Annotated in this window: 15 protein-coding genes; all 15 read left to right on the top strand. The window is 42.7% G+C overall.

The window, feature by feature from the left end:
- The first annotated feature begins 181 nt into the window (after window positions 1-181).
- The gene (locus M301_RS09010; protein WP_081439417.1) at window positions 182-538 is read left to right on the top strand and encodes an NADH-quinone oxidoreductase subunit A; all 357 of its coding nucleotides are present in this window, start codon (window positions 182-184) and stop codon (window positions 536-538) included.
- Between the two features lie 25 nt (window positions 539-563).
- The gene (locus M301_RS09005; protein WP_013148459.1) at window positions 564-1,040 is read left to right on the top strand and encodes a NuoB/complex I 20 kDa subunit family protein; all 477 of its coding nucleotides are present in this window, start codon (window positions 564-566) and stop codon (window positions 1,038-1,040) included.
- Between the two features lie 19 nt (window positions 1,041-1,059).
- Window positions 1,060-1,656, top strand: coding sequence for an NADH-quinone oxidoreductase subunit C (locus M301_RS09000; RefSeq protein ID WP_013148458.1), 597 nt, complete (start codon window positions 1,060-1,062; stop codon window positions 1,654-1,656).
- Window positions 1,649-2,902: an NADH-quinone oxidoreductase subunit D gene (locus M301_RS08995; RefSeq protein ID WP_013148457.1), complete on the top strand. Its 1,254-nt coding sequence runs from the start codon at window positions 1,649-1,651 to the stop codon at window positions 2,900-2,902. Before M301_RS09000 ends, M301_RS08995 begins: the two co-directional genes overlap by 8 nt.
- 20 nt (window positions 2,903-2,922) lie before the next feature.
- Window positions 2,923-3,396: an NADH-quinone oxidoreductase subunit NuoE gene (gene nuoE / locus M301_RS08990; protein WP_013148456.1), complete on the top strand. Its 474-nt coding sequence runs from the start codon at window positions 2,923-2,925 to the stop codon at window positions 3,394-3,396.
- A gap of 53 nt (window positions 3,397-3,449) precedes the next feature.
- The gene (gene nuoF, locus M301_RS08985) at window positions 3,450-4,739 is read left to right on the top strand and encodes an NADH-quinone oxidoreductase subunit NuoF (protein WP_041359997.1); all 1,290 of its coding nucleotides are present in this window, start codon (window positions 3,450-3,452) and stop codon (window positions 4,737-4,739) included.
- Entirely contained in the window at window positions 4,739-7,171 is a 2,433-nt protein-coding gene (nuoG, locus tag M301_RS08980; protein ID WP_013148454.1) for an NADH-quinone oxidoreductase subunit NuoG, read from the top strand. The genes nuoF and nuoG overlap by 1 nt, the downstream gene beginning before the upstream one ends.
- Entirely contained in the window at window positions 7,168-8,211 is a 1,044-nt protein-coding gene (gene nuoH, locus M301_RS08975) for an NADH-quinone oxidoreductase subunit NuoH (protein ID WP_013148453.1), read from the top strand. The genes nuoG and nuoH overlap by 4 nt, the downstream gene beginning before the upstream one ends.
- Before the next feature lie 32 nt (window positions 8,212-8,243).
- Window positions 8,244-8,735: an NADH-quinone oxidoreductase subunit NuoI gene (gene nuoI, locus M301_RS08970; RefSeq protein ID WP_013148452.1), complete on the top strand. Its 492-nt coding sequence runs from the start codon at window positions 8,244-8,246 to the stop codon at window positions 8,733-8,735.
- Window positions 8,736-8,782: 47 nt separating this feature from the next.
- A complete protein-coding gene (locus M301_RS08965) occupies window positions 8,783-9,436 on the top strand; it encodes an NADH-quinone oxidoreductase subunit J (protein WP_013148451.1) in 654 nt (217 codons plus the stop codon).
- Entirely contained in the window at window positions 9,436-9,741 is a 306-nt protein-coding gene (gene nuoK, locus M301_RS08960) for an NADH-quinone oxidoreductase subunit NuoK (protein ID WP_013148450.1), read from the top strand. Before M301_RS08965 ends, nuoK begins: the two co-directional genes overlap by 1 nt.
- 8 nt (window positions 9,742-9,749) lie before the next feature.
- Complete coding sequence (gene nuoL / locus M301_RS08955) at window positions 9,750-11,768, top strand: NADH-quinone oxidoreductase subunit L (protein WP_013148449.1); 2,019 nt, start codon at window positions 9,750-9,752, stop codon at window positions 11,766-11,768.
- A gap of 2 nt (window positions 11,769-11,770) precedes the next feature.
- Window positions 11,771-13,297: an NADH-quinone oxidoreductase subunit M gene (locus M301_RS08950; RefSeq protein WP_013148448.1), complete on the top strand. Its 1,527-nt coding sequence runs from the start codon at window positions 11,771-11,773 to the stop codon at window positions 13,295-13,297.
- Window positions 13,298-13,300: 3 nt separating this feature from the next.
- Window positions 13,301-14,749 (top strand): NADH-quinone oxidoreductase subunit NuoN, encoded by a 1,449-nt coding sequence (gene nuoN / locus M301_RS08945; RefSeq protein ID WP_013148447.1) that lies wholly within the window; start codon window positions 13,301-13,303, stop codon window positions 14,747-14,749.
- A gap of 199 nt (window positions 14,750-14,948) precedes the next feature.
- Window positions 14,949-15,806, top strand: a complete 858-nt coding sequence (gene ypfJ, locus M301_RS08940; RefSeq protein WP_013148446.1) for a KPN_02809 family neutral zinc metallopeptidase — start codon at window positions 14,949-14,951, stop codon at window positions 15,804-15,806.
- The last annotated feature ends 23 nt before the right edge of the window (window positions 15,807-15,829 follow it).

The following is a 15,829-nucleotide window of genomic DNA, read 5'->3' as shown; positions in this document are numbered from 1 at the left end:
GCCACAAACTTTTCACAATAACTTTATTATTAAATTAAGGGGTTATTTAGAAGGTGTTTGTAGTAATAGTGACATAAATGGCTGTAAAAATATTTATATGTTTGATTCGAGTGGCTTTGATCTCTTGCTGCTTAATTTTCCAAAAGTTTTAGTTTTCAGAAATTGAGTTTGGGGCTAGTAAGTGTTAGAAAATTACTTTCCGATATTGATGTTTATCCTCGTGGGCTTAGCGGTCGGCGTTGGGCCTCTTGTATTGGGTTTATTGGTTTCACCACATAAGCCGGATTCGGCAAAAAATTCTCCCTACGAGTGCGGTTTCGAAGCGTTCGAAGATGCTCGTATGCGATTTGACGTTCGTTATTATCTTGTTGCCATCCTATTTATCCTGTTCGATCTGGAAATTGCCTTCTTATTTCCTTGGGCAGTTGTGTTGCAAGAGATTGGTTTGTTTGGCTTTATTGCCATGATGATTTTTTTGGGTGTACTGGTGATCGGCTTTATTTACGAGTGGATGAAGGGTGCCTTGGAATGGGATTAAACCTCAGAGCGGGACTAAGTAAGCCATGAGTATTGAAGGTATTTTAGAAAAAGGTTTTGTCACAACTACGTTGGATACGGTGATTAACTACACTCGTACTGGTTCAATGTGGCCGATGACTTTTGGTTTGGCGTGTTGCGCGGTAGAAATGATGCATGCAGGCGCTTCACGTTACGATTTAGACCGATTCGGTATTGTGTTTCGCGGAAGCCCGCGTCAGTCTGACGTAATGATTGTGGCTGGTACGCTAGTCAATAAAATGGCGCCAGCGCTACGTAAAGTGTATGACCAAATGGCTGAGCCACGTTGGGTAATTTCAATGGGTTCATGCGCGAATGGTGGTGGGTATTACCATTATTCTTATGCGGTTGTGCGTGGATGTGATCGCATTGTACCGGTTGATGTCTACGTGCCAGGTTGTCCGCCTACAGCAGAGGCTCTACTCTACGGCATTATCCAGCTACAAAATAAAATCAAACGTACTAACACCATCGCGAGATAGTGCGAGCTAAAAGAAAAATATGTCAGCTAAATTAGATCAATTATTAAGTGATTTGCAAGCCTCACTAGGCGACAAAATCACTAAGCATGTTGTAGCGCTAGATGAAATCACCATTGAATGTAAAGCCGAGAATTATTTAGCGGTTTGCCAAATATTACGCGATGCGACAACTTTAAAGTTTGAGCAGCTAATCGATTTAAGCGGTGTGGATTATCAAACTTATGGTGACGGTGCTTATGATGGCGTGCGCTACGCGGTAGTTTGTCATCTGCTTTCTGTGTCACTCAATCATCGTGTGCGCTTACGTGTATTTGCGCAAGATGAAGACTTTCCAATTCTGCCGACTTTGGTCGATATATGGTCAGTTGCAAACTGGTATGAGCGTGAAGCGTTTGATATGTTCGGTATCATGTTTGAAAATCACCCAGATTTACGTCGCCTTCTCACTGACTATGGCTTTGTTGGCCATCCGTTCCGTAAAGATTTCCCTATGATTGGTAATGTTGAAATGCGTTACGACCCAGAGCAGCAGCGCGTGATTTATCAGCCTGTCACCATTGATGAGCGCAATAATGTACCGCGTGTGATTCGTGATGAAGGAGCGCACCGTGGCTGAGATTCGTAATTACACCATGAACTTTGGTCCGCAGCATCCTGCTGCGCACGGGGTTTTACGCTTGGTTTTGGAGTTAGATGGTGAAGTGATTCAACGTGCAGATCCGCATATCGGTTTGCTGCATCGTGGTACTGAAAAACTAGCTGAAAATCGTACATATCTGCAATCTGTACCTTACATGGACAGGCTTGATTACGTATCGATGATGTCGAACGAACATGCTTATGTGATGGCGATTGAAAAGATGATGGGTATTGAGGTACCTATCCGCGCGCAATACATACGCGTGATGTTTGACGAAATTACCCGTGTATTAAATCATTTGTTGTGGTTAGGTGCGCATGCCTTAGACGTGGGCGCAATGACGGTGTTCTTATACGCATTCCGCGAGCGTGAAGATCTGTTCGACTGTTACGAAGCTGTTTCTGGCGCGCGTATGCATGCTGCGTATTACCGTCCAGGTGGCGTGTACCGTGATCTGCCAACGCAAATGCCGCAATATGAAGTATCGCCTTTGCGTAATGCTAAAACCGTTAAAAGTCAAAATGAAAACCGCCAAGGTTCATTGTTAGATTTCATTGAAGATTTCGTTAATCGTTTTCCTAAATATGTCGATGAATATGAAACCTTGCTGACTGATAACCGTATCTGGAAGCAGCGTACCGTCGATGTTGGTATCGTGACACCTGAACGCGCTTTACAGTTAGGGATGACTGGTCCAATGCTTCGTGGCTCAGGCATCGCTTGGGATTTGCGTAAAACACAGCCCTATGAAGTATACGCAAATATGGATTTTGATATTCCTGTTGGTGTGAATGGTGATTGTTACGACCGTTACTTGGTGCGTATGGAGGAATTTAGGCAATCAAACCGCATCATTAAACAATGCGTTGATTGGTTACGTAAAAATCCAGGCCCTGTAATTTCAAGTGATAACAAAGTTGCGCCACCAGACCGTGAAGGTATGAAGAGCAATATGGAAGATTTAATTCACCATTTCAAACTATTTACTGAAGGTTTCCATGTGCCAGCGGGCGAAGCTTATGCTGCGGTTGAGCATCCAAAAGGTGAGTTTGGTATTTACATGGTGTCAGATGGTGCTAATAAGCCTTATCGCCTAAAAATACGTGCGCCAGGTTTTGCCCATTTAGCTGCTCTAGACGAGATGACACGAGGCCACATGATTGCTGACTTGGTTGCAATTATTGGTACGCAAGATATTGTATTTGGCGAGATAGATAGATAATTAGGTCTGATAGATAAAAAATGTTAAGTCCACAAGCCACAGAAAAAATAGATTACGAGCTGACAAAGTATCCAGTTGACCAACGTCAAGCGGCGGTGATGAGTGCGTTGCGAATTGTGCAAACAGAACGCGGCTGGTTGTCAAAAGAAAGCATTACTGAAGTTGCGCAATATTTAGGCATGCCTGAAATCGCCGCGATGGAAGTGGCAAGTTTTTACAATATGTACGACTTGTCGCCCGTCGGAAAATATAAAATCACGATCTGTACCAATATTTCATGCATGCTGCGCGATAGTGATGAGATTGTTAATCATCTAAAGACTAAGCTTGGTGTTGGCTTTAATGAAGTCACGCCAGATGGTAAATTCTGCCTAAAAGAAGGTGAGTGCATGGGTTGTTGTGGCGGCGCACCTTTGATGCATGTAAATAATACTGACATGCATGAGTTTTTGACGGTTGAAAAAGTAGATGCGATTATTGGGGAACTTAAATAATGGCAACTCGTAAATCTGCAGTTGATAAAACGGCACTTCATAAGCCAGTCGTGATGACTGATTTAAAAGGTCAAACTTTGGTGACCTTGCGCACGCTCACAGAAGAAGATCCAGCATCGTTAGAGACCTACATTAAACTCGGTGGTTACTCAGCATTAAAACGTATCGTGACTGAGAAAACTAAAGCGACCGATATTATTACCGAAGTAAAAACTTCCGGCTTACGTGGTCGGGGTGGTGCGGGCTTCCCAACAGGTCTTAAGTGGAGCTTTATGCCGCGCTATTTTGATGGCGTGAAATATTTGGTTTGTAACAGCGATGAAGGCGAGCCTGGCACATTTAAAGATCGCGATATTATTCGCTATAACCCGCATCAGTTGATTGAAGGTATGGCGATTGCCGCTTATACATTAGGCGCGCGAGTAGGCTACAACTACATCCACGGTGAAATCTGGCAGGATTACGAGATATTTGAAGCAGCTTTGCACGAAGCAAAAGCGGCTGGTTATTTAGGTGAAAATATTTTAGGTAGCAACTTTAATTTTGATTTATATGCAGTACATGGCTACGGTGCATATATTTGCGGCGAAGAAACCGCACTGATTGAATCGATTGAAGGTAAAAAAGGTCAGCCACGCTTTAAACCGCCATTCCCAGCAAGTTATGGTGTGTTTGGCAAGCCTACTAACGTTAATAACACGGAAAGCTACACTTCTATCCCATGGATACTAGAGCACGGTGGACAAGCTTTTGCCGATTTAGGTGTGCCTAACTCAGGCGGTACAAAGCTATTCTCAGTATCTGGACATGTTGAAAAGCCAGGTAACTATGAAGTTAAAATGGGTATGCCATTTAATGAGCTATTAGAGTTAGCTGGTGGCGTTTGGAAAGGCCGTAAACTTAAAGCGGTGATCCCAGGCGGCCCATCAACACCAGTGATGCCTGCAGAGGCGATTATGGCAGCGACGATGGATTACGAAGGTTTAAGCAAAGCGCGCTCCAGCTTGGGTGCTGGCTCAATGATTGTGATGGATGAAACCACTTGTATGGTGAAAGCCTTGCATCGTTTGTCTTATTTCTTCTATGAAGAAAGTTGCGGTCAATGTACGCCATGCCGTGAAGGTACTGGTTGGGTTTATCGCGTGATAGACCGCATTGTTAACGGTAAAGGCAAAATGGAAGATTTAGATTTGCTAACAGATGTAAGTAACAACATTGCAGGACGTACTATTTGTGCCTTAGGCGAAGCTGCGGCAACGCCAGTGTTAAGCTTCATTAAACATTTTAGACCAGAGTTTGAATACTATATTCAGCATGGTAAGAGTATGGTGGAAAGTCAATAATGTTAAATATTGAAATAGATGGCAAAGAGTTAGAAGTCGAACACGGCAGCACTATTATTGATGCTGCAGATAAGGCTGGTATTGCCATACCACGTTTTTGTTATCACCCTAAATTATCCGTAGCGGCTAACTGCCGCATGTGTTTGGTACAGGTTGAAAAATTCAACAAGCCTCTGCCAGCCTGTGCAACACCAGTTGCAGATGGTATGAAGATTTTTACGCGCTCTAAGTCTGCCATTGAAGCGCAGAAGAGTGTGATGGAGTTTTTATTAATTAATCATCCACTTGATTGCCCTATTTGCGATCAGGGCGGCGAGTGTGATTTGCAAGATATTGCAGTGGCTTACGGCACCAGTGGCTCACGTTACACTGAAGAAAAACGCGTTGTTTTCAATAAAAATATTGGTCCGTTAGTCAGCACTGATATGACACGCTGTATTCAATGTACTCGCTGTGTGCGCTTCTTAAAAGAAGTCGGCGGTATGATGGAGCTAGGCATGGTTGGCCGTGGCGAACATGCTGAAATTACTGCTTATGTTGATAAGAGTGTGAATTCGGAGCTGTCAGGTAATATCATCGATTTATGCCCAGTGGGTGCATTGACCAGCAAACCCTACCGATATTCAGCCCGTAGCTGGGAGCTGACACGTCGCCCAAGTATCGCGCCGCACGATGGCTTAGGTTCACATATCGAAGTCCATGTAAAAGACAATAAAGTCATGCGTGTATTGCCGCGTGAAAAAGAAAGTATTAACGAGTGCTGGTTGTCAGACCGTGATCGTTTCTCTTACGAAGGCTTAAATAGCCCAGACCGCCTTAAAGTGCCGATGATTAAACATAGTGGCAATTGGGTGGAAACAGATTGGAAAACTGCGCTAGAGTTTGCTGCAGGCCAAATCAAAGACATTACCAATGAGCATGGCGCAGAATCACTAGGCGTGCTTGTTTCGCCAAATAGCACGATGGAAGAAGGCTATCTAGCTAAGAAGTTGGCTGATGGCTTAGGTTGTGGCAACGTGGATTATCGTCTGCGCCAAACTGATTTTAGGTTAGATGGCAAGCGTTTAGGTACGCCATGGATGGGCTGTAATATTCAAGAGATTGAAGAGCTAGATCGTATATTAGTGATTGGTTCAAATCTGCGTAATGAGCATCCATTATTAGCGCAACGCTTCCGTAAAGCGGTAGCGAATGGCGCTAAGCTATCTATCATCAGTCCGCTGGATAACAATCCTTTGATGGATGTCGCGCATAAAGTCATCGTGCGTCCTAATGATATGGTTAACGTGCTTGGCCAAGTGCTTAAGGCAATGTCTGGTTTGCAAAAATTGTCACTATGCTTGCCGCCAACACTTACGCAATTGCTGTCAGATATTAAAGTACGCCCAAATACTCAAGCGATTGCTGAAAGCATGGCTGGACACGGTGAAACTTATGATTTGATTTCACCAAAAGTCGGTATTTTCTTAGGCAATATGGCCTTGAGCGATCCTAGGTTTACTGAAATGTACAGTATGGCTGAGGCTATTGGTGGCATTTCAGGTGCTAAAGGTGGTATTTTGCCAGCTGCCGCGAATAGCACCGGTATGCACATGCTAGGTGTGATGCCTAACAGCACGGGCATGCACGCACGTGCAATGCTAGAAGTGCCGCGTAAAGCATATTTACTTGTAAATATTGAACCAGAGCTTGATTGCCAGCATGCTGCTTTAGCTAAGGCAGCGATGGAAAAGGCCGAGTGTGTTGTTGCGCTAACCGCATTTAAATCTCAAGCTTTAGAAAACGCCGATGTATTGTTGCCAATTGCACCATTTACTGAGACTTCTGGCACATTTATGAGCATGGAAGGTCGCGTACAAAGTTTTACTGCCGTGACTAGACCGTTAGGTGAATGTCGCCCAGCATGGAAAGTGCTACGTGTATTAGCGAATACTTTAGGTTTGCAAGGTTTTGATTTTGAAACCAGTGAGCAAGTTAAAGAGGCTGCTTTTGGCGGTGAAAAGCCATCTGCTGTGGTTTGGCGTAGTTTGAACAATAACTTGAAAGAGTTAGTTGAGATTCAAATTAACATTAAACACGAAGGCTTGCAGCGCATCGGTGAAGTGCCACAATATGAATCTGATCCAATTGTGCGCCGTTCAACACCACTGCAAAAAACAAAATACAACATCAAACCAATGGCACGCATGTGCGCGAGTCAACTGGCTGAATTAGGCTTGATTGATGGGGATCTTGTTTCTGTTAAGCAAGACAAGGGCAGTGCTGTACTCACCGTTAAGTTGGATGATCATGTCGCTAAAGGTTGTGTGCGTGTAGCCGCAGCGCATGAAGATACGATTGGCTTGGGTGATTTGATGGGTGATATTACCGTTGAAAAACTATCACCTGCACAGCTCAAAGGTGGTGTGACTGCTGTGGAGGCGCGAGTATGATTGCGTCATTTCTAGCACTATGCTCAAATTTATTTGGTAGCTACTGGCCAGCAGTGCAGTTGACTGTTTGGACCTTGATTAAAATCGTCACCATTGTTGCACCTTTAATGGGCGCGGTTGCTTATTTAACCCTAGCTGAACGTAAAGTTATTGGCTATATGCAAGTGCGTATTGGTCCAAATCGTGTGGGTTATTTTGGTTTGCTACAGCCGATTGCAGATGGTTTGAAACTTTTATTTAAAGAAATCGTTGTTCCTACAGCTTCAAACAAAGCATTATTTTTACTGGGACCAGTATTAGCGATTGCGCCTGCCTTTGCAGCATGGGCGGTGGTGCCATTTGATGCAACTTTGGTTTTGGCTAATGTCGATGCTGGTTTGCTTTATATTTTGGCCATGACATCCGTTGCAGTTTATGGGGTGATTATTGCGGGTTGGGCATCTAACTCTAAATACGCATTTTTAGGTGCTTTGCGTTCTGCGGCACAAATCGTGTCGTATGAAATTGCCATGGGCTTTGCTTTAGTCGGCGTGTTGATGTGTGCTAATACATTGAATCTTGGCAAAATTGTAATGGGTCAAGAGGGTGGCTTCTGGCACTGGTATTTCTTGCCGTTATTTCCATTGTTCGTCGTTTATTTTATTAGCGCGGTAGCTGAAACTAACCGCGCGCCATTCGATGTGGCTGAAGGTGAATCAGAAATCGTTGCGGGTTTCCATGTGGAATACTCGGGCATGGCGTTCGCAGTGTTTTTCTTAGCTGAATATGCCAATATGATTTTGGTGTCTATGCTCGCTGCAATCATGTTCTTAGGGGGATGGTTGTCACCTGTGCCATTTATCCCAGATAGTTTCTTGTGGCTTTTGGCTAAAGTGGGCTTCTTGTTGTTCCTATTCTTATGGTTCAGAGCGACTTTCCCAAGATATAGATACGACCAGATCATGCGCTTGGGTTGGAAGGTGTTTATTCCGATTACCATTGTTTGGATTGTGTTTGTTGGCGGTATGATGCAAACGCCATATGCTTACTTGTTCCATTAATTTGACTTATTTTGATATTGACTTAAAAATTTATGATCGCAAAAATTAAATCAACGCTTTCTAGCTTAATGCTAGTCGAGCTACTAAAAGGGATGGCATTAACAGGCCGCTACTTTTTTGCGCCTAAAATCACGGTGCAATATCCTGAAGAGGTGACGCCACAATCAAACCGTTTCCGTGGCTTGCATGCATTACGCCGTTATCCAAACGGTGAAGAGCGTTGTATCGCTTGTAAATTGTGCGAGGCTGTATGCCCGGCAATGGCAATTACGATTGAATCTGAACAACGCGAAGATAATACGCGCCGCACAACACGTTACGATATTGACCTCACCAAATGTATTTTCTGCGGTATGTGTGAAGAATCATGTCCAGTAGATTCCATTGTTGAAACGCGTGTGTTTGATTATCACGGTGAACAACGTGGTGACTTGCTCTACACCAAAGAGATGTTGTTGGCGGTAGGTGATAAACATGAGAAGCAGATTGCTGCTGATCGTGCGCAGGATAAAGAGTTTAGATAGATAAAGAATTTAGATAAATATAAGAATTTAGGTAGAACCGAATCGATATGACTTTTTTTGGCTTACATTTTCAAGACATTGTTTTTTATACGCTGGCAGCTGTATTGCTCTATGCGGCTATCAGCGTGATCACTACCCGTAACCCTGTATATGCTGCCTTGTACTTGGTATTGGCCTTCTTTACTGCAGCTGGAATTTGGTTGTTGTTAGAAGCCGAGTTTTTAGCGATTGCACTCGTATTGGTTTATGTAGGTGCGGTCATGGTGCTGTTCTTATTCGTTGTGATGATGCTGGATATTAATCTAGATAAATTGCGCGAAGGCTTTTGGAATGCATTACCAGTTGCATTGCCTGTTGGCGGCTTAATGGCAGTAGAAATGGTGATGATAGTGGGCGTACGCAACTTTGGAGCTGATAAAGTGATTGCTCCACCAGCACACGCAGCTGATTACAGCAATACTGCAGAGTTAGGTCGTGTGCTTTATACAGATTATTTATTGCCATTTGAATTAGCCTCAGTAGTGTTGTTGGTAGCAATTGTTGCGGCGATTGCGTTGACCTTAAGAGACAGAAAAGAAAGTAAGTCTGTAGATCCATCTAAACAAGTACTGGTCAAGAAAGCTGATCGTATTCGTATATTGAAAATGGATGCGGTGGTTGAAAAAGCTGAAGACGCAGCGAATACGCAGGAGGCTAAATAATGGTTGGTTTATCTCATTACCTAATTTTAGGTGCGTTGTTGTTTGCAATTAGTGTGATTGGCATATTTTTAAATCGCAAAAATGTAATTATTTTATTGATGGCAATCGAATTAATGTTACTTGCTGTCAATCTGAACTTTATTGCGTTCTCACATTATTTACACGATATCGCAGGTCAAGTTTTCGTGTTTTTTATCCTCACGGTAGCAGCTGCAGAATCTGCAATTGGCTTAGCCATTTTGGTGGTGTTGTTCAGAAATCTACGCACTATTAACGTAGATGATTTAGATAGTTTAAAAGGGTAGCGAAAAGAATGACAATGCAACAAATTTATCTCGCTATTCCTTTACTGCCGCTATTTGCAGCAGTCATCATCGGTTTGTTCGGTAAGCAGTTACCGCGCGCCGCTGCGCATGTAGTCACAATATTAGGCGTAGGCGCTTCATTCGCTCTATCGCTTTATGTGCTTAATGATGCGATGACAAGTGCACCCTATAATGGAACAGTCTACTCATGGCTTAAAAGTGGCAATTTCACTTTTGAAATTGGCTTCTTAATCGACAGACTTTCCGCAATGATGATGGTTGTTGTGACATTTGTATCGCTTATGGTACATATCTATACCATCGGCTATATGCATGAAGATAAAGGCTACGCTCGCTTCTTTAGCTATATTTCATTATTTACTTTCTCAATGTTGATGCTAGTCATGAGCAACAACTTCATGCAGTTGTTCTTCGGTTGGGAAGCTGTTGGCTTAGTTTCTTATCTATTGATTGGCTTCTGGTATACGCGCCCAACGGCTATTTACGCAAACTTAAAGGCCTTCTTGGTGAACCGTGTTGGTGACTTTGGTTTCTTGCTGGGTATAGGCTTGGTACTGTTCCATTTTGGCAGCTTAGATTACGCCGCGGTATTCTCAGTTGCGCCGCAAATGGCTGATGTACAGATCAACCTCATAGGTAACGCGCAGTGGTCATTGATGACAGTGACTTGTATTTTGTTGTTCATCGGTGCAATGGGTAAATCTGCACAAGTGCCTTTACATGTATGGTTACCGGATTCTATGGAAGGCCCAACGCCAATTTCAGCATTGATTCATGCGGCAACCATGGTGACTGCCGGTATTTTCATGGTGGCACGTATGTCACCTCTGTTTGAGTTGTCTTCAACAGCATTATCTTTTGTGATGATTATTGGTAGTATTACAGCGCTGTTTATGGGCTTTTTGGGCATTATCCAAAACGATATTAAGCGGGTGGTTGCATACTCAACCTTGTCGCAACTTGGTTACATGACGGTTGCACTAGGTGCTTCAGCTTACTCTGTGGCGATATTCCACTTAATGACCCATGCGTTCTTTAAAGCTTTACTATTCTTAGGTGCTGGTTCTGTGATTATGGGCATGCATCATGATCAAGATATTCGCAACATGGGTAACTTGAAAAAATACATGCCTGTGACTTGGATTACTTCACTAATTGGTTCACTAGCTTTAATCGGCACACCATTTTTATCAGGCTTCTACTCGAAAGATAGCATCATTGAAGCTGCAAAAGCTTCAACGATTACTGGTAGCGGTTTTGCTTATTTTGCAGTGTTGGCTGGTGTATTTGTCACAGCTTTTTATAGTTTCCGTATGTATTTCTTGGTATTCCACGGTACAGAGAAATGGCGTGTAGTCAAACATGACGCGCATCACGATGACGACCATGATCATCACCATGGCTTATCACCAACTGATGATCCGCATGAGCCAGGTTGGGTAATTAAATTACCATTAATTTTATTGGCAATACCCTCATTAGCCATTGGTTATTTCGCAATTGAGCCTATGCTTTATGGTAGCTTCTTTAAAGGCATTATATTTGTTGATTCTGCAGCGCACCCAGCTATGCATGAACTCACGCATGAATGGCATGAAGTCATGCATAACGCGGCAGGTATGGCTTTGCATAGTTTAATGTCATTACCATTATTACTTGCGGCGTCAGGCGTTGTTGTCGCTTGGTTCTTCTATATGAAGCGTCCAGATATTCCAGCGAGTATTCAAACTAGATTCTCGACTATCAATAAAATACTTGAGAACAAATATGGCTTCGATAGCTTTAATGAACGCGTATTTGCAGCTGGCTCAGTCTTTATTGGTAATAAACTTTGGCAAATTGGTGATGTGAAAATTATCGATGGCGCCATGGTCAATGGCACAGCCAACTTGATAGGAAAACTCTCAGGCGTAGTACGCAAGTTGCAAACAGGTCTTATTTATCACTATGCATTTGCCATGATTATTGGTGTATTTTTGATGCTCACATTCTTTAATAAAGTATAAAAATGTTGAATTACTTTAGCTCCGACTACTTTTTTAGTCATATTTTAAGCTTCTCAATTTGGGTGCCAGTATTAGCGGGTATCGCGGTATTGTTCACTTCAAATGATAACAAGCCAGACACTACTCGCTGGGTAGCACTTATTGGTGGTTTAGCAGCCTTTTTGGTAACCATTCCACTTTATACACATTTTAATTTCGCCGATGGTGGCTTTCAGTTCCAAGAAGGTTTTAACTGGATTCCAGCCTTCCATATTAACTACCATCTAGGTGCGGATGGCATTGCTATTCCACTGATTCTGCTCACAAGTTTTACTACGGTCATAGTCATCATCTCCGCATGGGAAGTGATTGAGAAACGTGTTGCGCAATACATGGCAAGTTTTCTTATTATGAGCGGCTTGATGATAGGCGTATTCAGTGCCTTAGATGCTATTTTGTACTATGTGTTCTGGGAAGCGATGTTGATACCAATGTTCTTAGTCATTGGTATCTGGGGCGGCCCAAACCGTGTCTATGCAACGGTTAAGTTCTTCTTGTACACATTGCTAGGCTCGCTATTAATGTTGGTGGCATTCATTTATTTATACATGAATACAAACAGCTTTGAAATTGTCGATTTCTATAACTATCAAATGCCACTTAATGTGCAAGTGTTGATCTTCTTGGCATTCTTTGCAGCTTTTGCCGTAAAGATACCAATGTGGCCAGTGCATACTTGGTTGCCCGATGCTCACGTGGAAGCACCAACTGGTGGTTCTGTAGTATTGGCTGCGATTGCACTTAAGCTTGGCGGATATAGCTTCTTACGCTTTGCAATGCCAATCGCACCTGATGCCGCACATTATTTATCAGGTTTTATGATTACCTTGTCATTGATAGCCATTGTTTATATCGCACTGGTAGCTTTGGTACAAAAAGACATGAAAAAGCTCATTGCGTATTCATCTATTTCACACATGGGTTTTGTTACATTAGGCTTTTTCATATTCAATAACCTAGGTCTTGAAGGTGCAATCGTTCAAATGGTATCGCACGGCTTTATTTCTGCTGCAATGTTCTTATGTGTGGGTGTTCTGTATGACCGAGTGCACAGCCGTGAAATCAAATCCTATGGCGGCGTAGCTAATACCATGCCTACTTTCGCAGCATTTGCAGTATTGTTTGCCATGGCTAATAGTGGTTTGCCAGGTACATCAGGCTTCGTAGGTGAGTTTATGGTGATTTTAGGCGCTATTCAGGAAAACTTCTGGTATGCATTCTTAGCTTCATTCACATTAATTTTCGGTGCGGCTTACACCTTATGGATGGTGAAACGGGTGTTTTATGGAGAAATTGCTAACGCAAAAGTAGCTGCACTTAAAGATCTATGCCAACGTGAATTCTTGATATTAGCGATATTAGCTGTTTTGGTATTGGCTTTAGGTATATACCCGCAGCCACTTACTGATATGACAAACGCAACAGTTACACAACTTCTTTCACATTTAATGCAAAGCAAGCTACCTGTAGGTTTGCCGTCAGGTCTATAAGTCATGGAAAATATTCGTTACGACCTCATAACAGCCTTACCTGAAATTGTCATCGTATGTATGGCGATGTTTATTTTGTTGGCCGATTTATTTCTTAAACCTGCTAATCGCATCGCTATTTACTTGCTAGCCCAAGTCACATTATTGGTTGCGGCTTACATCACGTTTACTACGCATGTGCCAAGTGTTTGCTATGCATTTACCAACACCTTTGTTGATGATGCGATGTCAGATATATTGAAATTGATGATTTATTTGGGTACTTCATTAATCTTTGTTTATAGCCGACAATATTTACAGCAACGCGATATGTATCGTGGCGAATTTTATGCTTTAACGCTATTTTCAGTCGTGGGTATGATGATTATGGTCTCAGGCCAAAGCATGCTAACGCTGTATATAGGCCTAGAGCTATTATCATTGAGTTTATACGCATTAGTAGCGCTTGACCGTGATAACGCAAAAGCAACCGAAGCTGCCATGAAGTACTTTGTTCTTGGCGCATTAGCATCAGGCATGTTGTTATACGGCATGAGTATGATTTATGGCATGACAGGCAGCCTGAATATTGCTGAAATTAGCGGCACATTAGTTGGTGCTGATAAATTACATTCTGTATTGATTTTAGGTTTGGTGTTTATCGTTTCAGGCTTAGCTTTCAAGTTAGGTGCAGTGCCATTCCAAATGTGGGTGCCAGATGTGTATGAAGGCTCTCCAACAGCAATGACCATGCTGATTAGCTCTGTGCCTAAACTAGCTGCTTTTGCATTTGTAATTCGCCTGTTAGTGCAAGCATTACCGTCATTAGCCATCGATTGGCAGCAAATGCTCATGTTCATGGCGGTCTTGTCCATTATCATTGGTAACATCACGGCCATTGCTCAAACCAACCTAAAGCGTATGTTGGCCTACTCAACAATTTCACATGTCGGCTTTATGATGTATGGCTTGATGAGCGCTAGTACTAATGGTTTTGTTTATGCCATGTTCTACATCGTGAGTTATGTATTAATGACGCTTGCGGGTTTTGGCATGATATTGCTGCTATCACGCAAGGGTTTTGAAGCAGATAAGTTAGATGACCTCAAAGGGCTAAATCAACGCAGCCCATGGCATGCATTTTTAATGCTGATTGTGATGTTTAGTATGGCTGGCGTACCACCAACTTTAGGCTTTTATGCTAAATTTTCTGTGCTACAAGCTGCGTTACAAGCCGGCTACTTATGGTTAGTTGTATTTGCGGTATTAATGGCGGTGATTGGTGCGTTCTACTATTTACGTGTGATTAAAATGATGTATTTCGATGACCCTGTAGATCGAAATCCAATCGAAGCGCCAATGGACATGCGTATTGTGTTGGGCATCAACTCACTGGCTTTATTAGTGATTGGTTTAATGCCAGAAAAATTGATGGAACTTTGTATTTACGCTATCACAAGAAGCTTAAGTTAAATTTCAATCAGTCAAATTTCATCCGCAGTTTATAGCTACTTTGTAAACAATCGTAAAAGACACATTTCCTACCAAGCTTAACTCATTAGGCTGACGTTCTTCATAGCAAAAATATACAAAAAGTACTTGTATATTTTTGCTTGTCATTCAAAATACAAACAGAATAAATTCAATTTAAATTTAGTATTTAAAGGCTTATATGCGCTTAGATGACGAACGTGAAAGCAGTAACGTAGAAGATAGACGTGGCAGTGGTGGTGGCATGCCTATTGGCGGCAAAAGTATAGGTCTCGGCACTATCGCAATTGCCTTAGTTGCTATGTATTTTGGCGTTGACCCTTCTGTAGTGCTCAATATCGGTCAAGGCCTGCAGCAACAAGCGCCAGTAGAAGCTAAAGCAATACCAGCAGATGATCCAATGGCTAAATTTGTAGCTAAGGTGCTTGCTAGTACCGAAGATACATGGGGCAAGATTTTTGAAGCATCAGGTCAACAATATCCTGCGCCAAAACTCGTGTTATTTAACGGCCAAACACCCACAGCTTGTGGTTCTGGTCAGGCTGCGATGGGGCCATTTTATTGCCCGGGTGACCAAAAGGTCTATATTGATTTAGCCTTCTATAATGAAATGAAAACACGTTTTCATGCACCAGGTGACTTTGCTCAAGCCTATGTGATTGCGCATGAAGTCGGCCATCACATTCAAAACATAACGGGCATTTCAGATAAGGTCCAACAAGCTCGTCAAAGTGCACATAGCGAGGCACAATCCAATCAGTATTCAGTAAGATTAGAATTGCAGGCAGATTGCTATGCTGGCGTTTGGGCAAACCGTGCGGATGGTGCTGACCGTATTTTAGAAGCAGGTGATGTGGAAGAGGCGATGACCGCTGCAGCGGCGATTGGTGATGATGCCTTGCAAAAACAAGCGCAAGGTTATGCAGTACCAGATAGCTTTACACATGGCACTTCTGCGCAACGTACACACTGGTTTAATCAAGGCTTAAGCACTGGCGATATTAAAAAGTGTGATACTTTTAGCTCGGCATCCATTTAGCTTACTTAGCATTAGCTTACTTA

The organism is Methylotenera versatilis 301, assembly GCF_000093025.1.
Taxonomy (GTDB): Bacteria; Pseudomonadota; Gammaproteobacteria; order Burkholderiales; family Methylophilaceae; genus Methylotenera; species Methylotenera versatilis.
Note: the sequence above shows the minus strand (reverse complement) of the source record. Positions and strands in the feature narration are given on the sequence as shown.

What these genes read in the sequence shown, in the direction of transcription:
- M301_RS09005 (WP_013148459.1), top strand. Translation starts at nt 564, where the DNA reads ATGAGTATTGAAGGTATTTTAGAAAAAGGTTTTGTCACAACTACGTTG.
- M301_RS09000 (WP_013148458.1), top strand. Translation starts at nt 1,060, where the DNA reads ATGTCAGCTAAATTAGATCAATTATTAAGTGATTTGCAAGCCTCACTA.
- nuoE (WP_013148456.1), top strand. Translation starts at nt 2,923, where the DNA reads ATGTTAAGTCCACAAGCCACAGAAAAAATAGATTACGAGCTGACAAAG.
- nuoF (WP_041359997.1), top strand. Translation starts at nt 3,450, where the DNA reads ATGACTGATTTAAAAGGTCAAACTTTGGTGACCTTGCGCACGCTCACA.
- nuoG (WP_013148454.1), top strand. Translation starts at nt 4,739, where the DNA reads ATGTTAAATATTGAAATAGATGGCAAAGAGTTAGAAGTCGAACACGGC.
- nuoH (WP_013148453.1), top strand. Translation starts at nt 7,168, where the DNA reads ATGATTGCGTCATTTCTAGCACTATGCTCAAATTTATTTGGTAGCTAC.
- nuoI (WP_013148452.1), top strand. Translation starts at nt 8,244, where the DNA reads ATGATCGCAAAAATTAAATCAACGCTTTCTAGCTTAATGCTAGTCGAG.
- M301_RS08965 (WP_013148451.1), top strand. Translation starts at nt 8,783, where the DNA reads ATGACTTTTTTTGGCTTACATTTTCAAGACATTGTTTTTTATACGCTG.
- nuoK (WP_013148450.1), top strand. Translation starts at nt 9,436, where the DNA reads ATGGTTGGTTTATCTCATTACCTAATTTTAGGTGCGTTGTTGTTTGCA.
- nuoL (WP_013148449.1), top strand. Translation starts at nt 9,750, where the DNA reads ATGACAATGCAACAAATTTATCTCGCTATTCCTTTACTGCCGCTATTT.
- M301_RS08950 (WP_013148448.1), top strand. Translation starts at nt 11,771, where the DNA reads ATGTTGAATTACTTTAGCTCCGACTACTTTTTTAGTCATATTTTAAGC.
- nuoN (WP_013148447.1), top strand. Translation starts at nt 13,301, where the DNA reads ATGGAAAATATTCGTTACGACCTCATAACAGCCTTACCTGAAATTGTC.
- ypfJ (WP_013148446.1), top strand. Translation starts at nt 14,949, where the DNA reads ATGCGCTTAGATGACGAACGTGAAAGCAGTAACGTAGAAGATAGACGT.